The 8,261-nt window shown below is 68.3% G+C and carries 6 protein-coding genes; 2 read left to right on the top strand and 4 right to left on the bottom strand.

Annotated elements, in window-relative coordinates; translation table 11 throughout:
- Nucleotides 1-293: 293 nt before the first annotated feature.
- The 3 genes from arc to RMO85_RS12195 form a co-directional block, all read right to left on the bottom strand.
- Nucleotides 294-2,012 carry a proteasome ATPase gene (gene arc, locus RMO85_RS12205; protein WP_310528999.1) on the bottom strand — a complete coding sequence of 573 codons (1,719 nt, stop codon included), beginning with the start codon at nt 2,010-2,012 and terminating at the stop codon, nt 294-296.
- 208 nt (nt 2,013-2,220) lie between these two features.
- Complete coding sequence (locus tag RMO85_RS12200) at nt 2,221-3,201, bottom strand: tRNA (adenine-N1)-methyltransferase (RefSeq protein ID WP_310528998.1); 981 nt, start codon at nt 3,199-3,201, stop codon at nt 2,221-2,223.
- A gap of 25 nt (nt 3,202-3,226) precedes the next feature.
- Nucleotides 3,227-4,393 (bottom strand): site-2 protease family protein, encoded by a 1,167-nt coding sequence (locus RMO85_RS12195; protein ID WP_310528997.1) that lies wholly within the window; start codon nt 4,391-4,393, stop codon nt 3,227-3,229.
- 87 nt (nt 4,394-4,480) lie between these two features.
- On the opposite strand from RMO85_RS12195, the gene RMO85_RS12190 reads away from it, so the two are divergent.
- Both RMO85_RS12190 and RMO85_RS12185 read left to right on the top strand, forming a co-directional pair.
- Complete coding sequence (locus RMO85_RS12190; RefSeq protein WP_310528996.1) at nt 4,481-5,383, top strand: PD-(D/E)XK nuclease family protein; 903 nt, start codon at nt 4,481-4,483, stop codon at nt 5,381-5,383.
- Between the two features lie 21 nt (nt 5,384-5,404).
- Nucleotides 5,405-7,351 (top strand): amino acid transporter, encoded by a 1,947-nt coding sequence (locus RMO85_RS12185; RefSeq protein WP_310528995.1) that lies wholly within the window; start codon nt 5,405-5,407, stop codon nt 7,349-7,351.
- 4 nt (nt 7,352-7,355) lie between these two features.
- Here RMO85_RS12185 and RMO85_RS12180 read toward each other — a convergent pair whose 3' ends face one another.
- Entirely contained in the window at nt 7,356-8,000 is a 645-nt protein-coding gene (locus tag RMO85_RS12180; RefSeq protein ID WP_310528994.1) for an HAD family phosphatase, read from the bottom strand.
- Nucleotides 8,001-8,261 lie beyond the last annotated feature (261 nt).

Below are 8,261 nucleotides of genomic sequence, written 5' to 3'. Positions count from 1 at the left end.
GGACGTGGAGTCCTTCGCACTGCCCGGTCCGGGAATCAGCCGTCCCTGGACCTACCTGCACCTGGGGACGGCCGTGTCGGCCTGAGGGTCCGCGTCAGCGGCGGCCACGCAGGAAGTTCAGCAGGAAGAGCACGACGATGACGATGACGACGATGATGATGATTGTCCGCATGTGGTCAACCTAGTCGGTCGGGACCGGGTGACGCACCCCCTCAAGGGGCGTGTCTGTCGTGCGGGGCGTGGCCGAGGTCGTCGTCGCTCACGGGGACTCGTTGCTCACGGGAAGTGGGCGCTCACAGGTATTGGCCGGTGTTGGCCACCGTGTCGATGGAGCGGCCGGGCTCGGTGCCCTGCTTGCCGGTGATGAGCGTGCGGATGAAGACGATCCGCTCGCCCTTCTTGCCGGAGATGCGCGCCCAGTCGTCGGGGTTGGTGGTGTTGGGGAGGTCCTCGTTCTCCTTGAACTCGTCCACGCACGCCTGGAGCATGTGCTGCACGCGGATGCCGCGCTGCTTCTGGTCCAGGAAGTCCTTGATCGCCATCTTCTTGGCCCGGTCGACGATGTTCTGGATCATCGCGCCGGAGTTGAAGTCCTTGAAGTAGAGGACTTCCTTGTCGCCGTTGGCGTAGGTCACCTCGAGGAAGCGGTTCTCCTCGGACTCGGTGTACATCCGCTCGACGGTGGCCCGGATCATCCCGGCCACGCACGCGTCGCGGTCGTCGTGGAACTCGGCGAGGTCGTCGGTGTGCAGCGGCAGGTCAGCCGTGAGGTACTTGGTGAAGATGTCACGCGCCGACTCGGCGTCGGGTCGCTCGATCTTGATCTTCACGTCGAGGCGGCCGGGTCGCAGGATGGCGGGGTCGATCATGTCCTCGCGGTTGGAGGCACCGATGACCAGCACGTTCTCCAGGGTCTCGACGCCGTCGATCTCGCTCAACAGCTGCGGGACGATGGTGTTCTCCACGTCGGAGGAGACGCCGGAGCCGCGGGTGCGGAAGAGCGAGTCCATCTCGTCGAAGAACACGATGACGGGCGTGCCCATCGACGCCTTCTCGCGCGCCCGCTGGAAGACCAGCCGGATGTGCCGCTCGGTCTCGCCGACGTACTTGTTGAGAAGCTCGGGGCCCTTGATGTTGAGGAAGTAGGACTTCCCCGAGCTGCCGGTCTTCTCGCTGACCTTCTTGGCCAGCGAGTTGGCCACCGCCTTGGCGATCAGCGTCTTGCCGCAGCCGGGAGGGCCGTAGAGCAGCACGCCCTTGGGCGGCTTGAGCTTGTGCTCCTTGAACAGCTCCGGATGCAGGTAGGGCAGCTCGACGGCGTCGCGGATCGCGTCGATCTGCGCGACCAGGCCACCGATCTGCGAGTAGTCGATGTCGGGCACCTCTTCGAGGACGAGCTCCTCGACCTCGGACTTCGGCACCCGCTCGTAGGCATAGCTGGCGCGGCCGTCGAGCAGCAGTGAGTCGCCTGCCTTGGGCAGCGCCTCGAGCAGCGGAGCGGCGAGGCGCACGACGCGCTCCTCGTCGGCGTTGGCGATCACCAGGGCCCGCTGTCCGTCCTCGAGCAGCTCCTTGAACATCACCACCTCGCCGACCTTCTCGAACTCGAGCGCGGCGACGACGTTGAGTGCCTCGTTGAGCATGACCTCCTGGCCCTTGACCAGCTCGTCGAGGTCGACGGCGGGGCTGACGTTGACCCGCAGCTTGCGTCCGCCGGTGAACACGTCGACCGAGTCGTCCTCGTTGCGGGACAGGAAGGTGCCGAACCCGGCCGGCGGTTGCGCGAGCCGGTCGACCTCTTCCTTGAGCTTCATGATCTGGTCGCGGGCCTCGCGCAGCGTCTGCGCCAGGCGCTCGTTCTGGCTCGTCACCCCGGCGAGCGATCGCTGGGTGTCGGCGAGACGCAGCTCGAGGCCGCGTGACTGACCGGGGACGTCGGTGAGGCGCCGTCGAAGATCGGAGACCTCGGCCTCGAGGAAGCGCACCTGAGTGGCAAGTTCGTCGGGACTCATCCCCGACCCTGCGCCGCCTGCTGTCGATTCGGACATGTGCGTCACCTCCTGTTCCTTCGGACATTACCCATGTGGCGATGAGACGGAAGTGGTTATGCCTGAGTGTTGGTCACGATTTCGACGCGGTACGGCGACAGCAGCTCACACCGACGGGTCGTCGAGCCTCCGAATCGCGTCCAGACCGGCGACCAGGCGACGACCTCGACGCTCACTCCAGGGTCTCGACCTCGACCGCCTCCAGCGCAGGCATGTCGGCCGGCCGCGGACCGGTGTAGTCGGGGCCGTAGGCGCCCGGGGCGGGGCGGCGGGTCTTGCGCGGAGGCCTCTGTCCCGGCGCCATCTTCCGGGCCGTGACGAGGAAGGCGGTGTGGCCGATCATCTTGTGGTCGGGGCGTACGGCGAGTCCCTCGACGTGCCAGTCGCGGACGAGCGACTCCCACGGGTGCGGTTCGGTGAAGCCGTCGTGGGCACGCAGGGTCTCCACGACGCGCGAGAGCTGGGTGGTGGTCGCGACGTAGGCGCAGACGATGCCGCCGGGGACAAGCTTCTCGGCGACCGAGTCGACGCAGTTCCACGGGTCGAGCATGTCGAGGATGATGCGGTCGACCTGCCCCTCCAGCTGTGGCAGCAGCAGCTTCAGGTCGCCCAGCTGAAGGTCCCAGGCCGGGTGCGAGGACCCGGCGGGCGCGTTGAAGAACTGGTCGACGTTCTGCTTGGCCACCTCGGCGAACTCCTCGCGGAGCTCGAAAGAGGTCACCTTTCCCCACGGGCCGACGGCACGCAGCAACGAACAGGTCAGCGCACCCGAGCCGGCACCGGCCTCGACGACGCGGGCGCCGGGATAGATGTCGGCGAGCGCGACGATCTGGGCGGCATCCTTGGGGTAGACGACGGCCGCCCCACGCGGCATCGACACGACGAACTCGGACAGCAGCGGTCGGAAGACGAGGTACTGCCCGCCGGCCGACGAGTCGACGGTGAAGCCCTCGTCGCGACCGATCATCTCGTCGTGCTCGATATGTCCGCGATTGGAGAAGAAGCGCTTGCCCGGTGCGAGCTCGAAGTTGTGCTTGCGGCCCTTCTGGTCGATCAGCCGCACCCACTCCCCCTCGCGCAGCGGACCCCGGTGCACACCGGACCAGGCCTCGGCGGGGACGTCGGGACTGGCGGGCACAGAACTGTCAGGCATGCGCGGAACCCTAATGGGGACAGGCTCAGGCGCGTGACTCGCGGAAGGCCTTGTCCACGTCGGCGGTCGAGAGCACACCCATCACCGAGCCGTCCTCCTCGACGAGGAGGTACTCCTCGGCCGGGCGTCGGCTGATCGCCGTGATCAGGTCCTCACCCGCGATCGTGGCGGGCAGCGTGAGCCCGTCCTCGAGGGTGCGAGCCACGGCACTGACAGCTACCCACGGCCGCCGCTCCGCCGGCGTGGCGAGCACGGCCGCTTCGCTGACGATTCCGGTCGGCCGCCCTGACGAGGTGACCGTGACGATGCTGCCGGCGTCGATCTCCTGGGCGCGGCGTACGGCCTCGGCCAACGGGGTGTCCTCGGGCACGGCGAGGGTACGGCGAGCGAGTGGGCGGGCGAGGAGATGCGGGAGCCGGCTCCGGAGCCGCGCCTGGGACATCGCCGCGGTCGCGCCGGTCCAGAGGAAGAGGCCGAGGACGATGACGAGCAGGTAGTCGAACAGGGTGGGTGGTACGCCGAAGACCTCGCGCTGGATCAGCGGCCAGCCGAGCACGACGACGGCCGTGATCCGGCCGCCCCAGCCGGCGACGATGGTGCCCTTCGTGGCGTCGCCGGTGGCGCCCCAGACCAGGGCCTTGAGCACCCGGCCGCCGTCGAGCGGCAGCCCGGGGACGAGGTTGAGCACGCCGATCAGCAGGTTGGCGCCGGCCAGGCCCTCGATGGCGACCCGGACCAGGCCTTCGGGCAGCAGGAACCAGCTCCCGACGGCGGCCGCCCCGACGGCGATCGAGGTGAGCGGGCCCACGACCGCGATCCAGAACTCCTGGCGAGGCTTCCGTGCCGCGCCGTCGATCTCGGTCATGCCGCCGAGGAAGTGCAGGGTGATCGAGTTGACATTGAAGCCGAACCGCTGCGCCATCACGGCGTGCGACGCCTCGTGCATCAGCACCGAGAGGTAGAGCACGATCGCGAACACCAGCCCGGCGACGTACTTGAGCACACCGAGTCCTGGCTCGACCTGCTCGATGCGCGGCGCGATGGAGAACGAGATGAGCGCTGCGATGAGGAACCATGAGCTGGTGACGAGCACGTCGATGCCTGCGATCGACCCGATCCGAATCGTCCCCGGCGGCCGCGACTGACCCGAGCTGGCGGGTTGCCCTGCACCTGAGGGCGGTGTCTGCGTCACCTTCCGAGCCTATCCGGCGCAGCGACAGGCTCGGTCCGCCGGGGCGCTGCCGGGTCGGTGTCGGTGCCGCGCCCTAGGGTTCGGCACATGCCTGGTCCCTCCCCTGCCGAGATCGTCTCCACACCGGTGGACGGGATCGACGTGCTCGGTGCGCTCTCACCGAGTCGGGCGGGCGACTTCATGACCTGTCCGTTGATGTATCGCTACCGCACCATCGACAAGCTCCCCGAGCGGCCCTCGGTGGATGCGGTGCGTGGCACCGTGGTGCACAAGGTGCTCGAGGACCTCTTCGACCTGCCGGCGCTCGAGCGCACCCCCGACCACGCCGCCGACCTTCTGGTCCCCTCGTGGGACGCGCTGCTCCGGGAGGCGCCCGAGCTGGCCGAGATGTTCGGCGGCGAGGGCCCCGACGTCGCGACCTGGCTCACGAGCTGCCGAGAGGTGCTCACGCGCTACTTCACCCTGGAGGATCCGCGGCGGCTCGAGCCGGCCGAGCGGGAGCTGTACGTCGAAGCGTTGCTCGACAGCAAGCTGCTGCTGCGCGGTTTCGTGGACCGCATCGACATCGCGCCCGACGGCCGGATCAGGGTGGTGGACTACAAGAGCGGCCGCAGCCCCGGTGAGGCGTTCGAGGCCAAGGCGCTGTTCCAGATGAAGTTCTACGCCCTGGTCATCTGGCGCACCCGCGGCGTCGTGCCGGCCATGCTGCAGCTGATCTACCTCGGCAACGGCGAGCTGCTCCGCTACGAGCCCGACGAGGCTGACCTGCTCGCCACCGAGCGCAAGGTCGAGGCGATCTGGCGGGCCATCAGGGAGTGCGAGGAGTCGCGCGAGTGGCGCCCGAGCAGGTCCGCGCTGTGTGCGTGGTGCTCGTTCAAGGAGCACTGCCCGGAGTTCGGCGGCGTGCTGCTGCCGCTGCCCGAGCGGGCGCCGGTGCCCGATCCGTCGGCTGACCTCGACACCGACGAGGGCGTCACCGCGCGTCCCTGACACTGCCTCTACGCTCCTCCCGTGACTGACACGTCGACCTCCAGCAAGCTCGGGCGCTGGCTCACCCATGGCCAGACCGAGCCCGAGGGGTTCTACGAGAGCGAGCGCGAGATCAGCGCGCGCCACGAGGTCAAGCCGTGGTGGCGCGTCATGTGCCTGACCGGCGTCGACTACTTCTCGACTCTCGGCTACCAGCCCGGCATCGCCGCTCTCGCGGCCGGCGCCCTGGCGCCCATCGCCACGATCGTGCTGGTCCTCATCACGCTCTTCGGGGCGCTGCCCATGTATCGGCGCGTGGCCGAGGAGTCGCCCCACGGTGACGGATCGTTGTCGATGCTGGAGCGCCTGTTGTCGTACTGGCCGAGCAAGCTGCTCGTGCTGTGCCTGATCGGGTTCGTGGCCACCGGCTTCATCATCACCATCACCTTGTCCGCGGCGGACGCCAGTGCACACGTCGTGGAGAACCCGTTCCTCCACGATGCGCTGGCCGGCGGCGAACTGTGGGTCACCCTCGCGTTGCTCGTGGCGCTGGCGGCGGTCTTCCTCAAGGGCTTCTCGGAGGCCATCGGGATCGCCGTGGTGCTCGTCGTGGTCTATCTGGGGCTGTCCTGCGTGGTCATCGGCTCCGGGATCGTGGCGATCGTCGCGGATCCCACTCTGATCGGCGACTGGAAGTCCGCGATGCTGGCCGAGCACCCCAGTCCCCTGGGGATCATCGGAGCCTCACTGCTCGTGTTTCCCGCCCTGGCCCTGGGCCTGTCCGGTTTCGAGACGGGCGTGGTCGTCATGCCGCTCGTCGAAGGTGACGCCGACGACGATCCGGTGAAGCCGATGGGGCGCATCCGCAACGCGCGCAAGCTGCTGACCACGGCTGCACTGATCATGTCCGTGCTGCTGATCGGCTCGGCCTTCGTCACCACCCTCCTCATCCCGCCCGCGGCCTTCGAGGCGGGCGGCGAGGCCAATGGCCGCGCCCTGGCCTACCTCGCGCACGCACGGCTGGGCGAGGGCTTCGGCACCGCCTACGACGCGGCCACGATCGGCATCCTCTGGTTCGCGGGCGCCTCGGCGATGGCCGGACTGCTGAACATCGTGCCGCGATACCTGCCCCGCTACGGGATGGCCCCCGACTGGGCGCGGCTCACCAGGCCACTCGTGCTGGTGCTGTTCGCGATCGCCGTCGTGGTGACGGTGCTCTTCGATGCCGACGTCGAGGCCCAGGCCGGTGCCTACGCGACGGGCGTGCTGGCCCTGATGACGTCGGCGGCCGTGGCGGTCGTCCTGACGGAGCTTCGGCGCGGTCACAGGCGTGCGGCCGCGTTCTTCGCCGTCGTCGCGGCCGTGTTCACCTACACGATGGTCGTGACGATCGTCGAACGACCGGAAGGCCTGGTCATCGCCGGCGTCTTCATCGTGATGATCCTGGTGGTGAGCGTCTATTCGCGGATCAGGCGAAGCACCGAGCTGCGCGTCCAGAGGGTCGTTGTCGACGAGGGCGCCCAGGAGGTTCTCGACGCGGCCGTGGCTGATCCGCGCCCCATCCGCTTCATCGCCAACAAGCTCCACGCCGGCGACCACGACGAGTACGACGAGAAGATGCTCGAGGTCATGCTCGACAACCATCTGATCGACCACGATGACCGGGTCTTCCTCGAAGTCGAGGTGACCGATCCCAGCGACTTCGCCTCTGAGGTGGCCCTGACCAGCAGCCAGGTCGGCCGGCATCGGATCCTGAGGGCCAAGGGCAACTCCGTGCCCAACACCATCGCCGCCGTCCTGCTGCACATGCGCGACCTGGACACCCAGGTGCCGCACGCCTACTTCGAGTGGAGCGAGCGACCCCCCGGGCAGAACGCGCTGCGCTTCCTGCTCGCAGGAGAGGGCGACATCCCACCGCTCACACACGAGATCCTGCGCCGCGCCGAACCCGATGAGGACCGCCGGCCCAAGATCCACGTGGGCGGCTGAGGAATCAGAGCTCGGCCAGGTCCGCTGCCGTGATTCCGACGAGGGTGTCGCGGAAGACTCGCCGCTCCCCCTCGAGGATCGGCACGTGGTTGGGCACGCAGAGCACCACACAGCCCGCGGCGACACCGGACTTGGCGCCGGTGTTGGAGTCCTCGATCGCCAGGCAGTCCTCGGGCGCGACGCCCAGCTCGGCGGCGGCGGTGAGGTACGGCTCGGGGTGCGGCTTGCCGAACTCGACCCGGTCCCCCGTCACGATCGTGGCGAACGTGTCCTCCGGCAGATGCGCGAGGATCGGCTCGACGAACCGCTGCCAGGACATGGTCACGAGAGCGCACGGCACGCCGTTGGCCCGCAGGTCCGCCAGCAGTTCGCGCGCCCCGGGCCGCCACGGGACGGATTCCCGCACACGCTCGACGACGCCGTCGAGGAGCTCGTCGACGATCTCCTGCGGGGTCAGCTCGATCCCCATGTGAACGCGGATGTAGACGCCCGACTCGAGGAGCGCGTTGCCCACGAGGTTGAGGGCGTGCTCATCGGACCAGGTGCCGCCGTACTTCTCCGCCATCGCATATTCGGTGGCGATCCAGTAGGGCTCGGTGTCGACGAGGGTTCCGTCCATGTCCCACAGGACGGCCGCCGGCCACCGCATCCGCTCATTGAGGGGCTGACCTGCAGGTTTACCTGGAAATGCGGTGCTCAGTTTGTCCTCCAAGACGCTTCATGCAACGTTCCATGCAATCAACCACCCTAGATCGAAGGTGTGCCGCATTCGCCATCGTCGAGACGAACCACCGGCATCCAGACGCCTACAAGGGGGTTCGGCGGCACCACCGGAGCACCTGAGTGGCATGAGCTACCACACCATCGCCACCCCGATCACGACCTGGGCCGCCGCGCGCACCACGGACCG

The sequence above is a fragment of the Nocardioides sp. genome, assembly GCF_031422975.1.
Lineage (GTDB): Bacteria > Actinomycetota > Actinomycetes > Propionibacteriales > Nocardioidaceae > Nocardioides.
The sequence above is the reverse complement of the archived record's forward strand: the minus strand, read 5'-3'. Positions and strand labels throughout refer to the sequence as shown.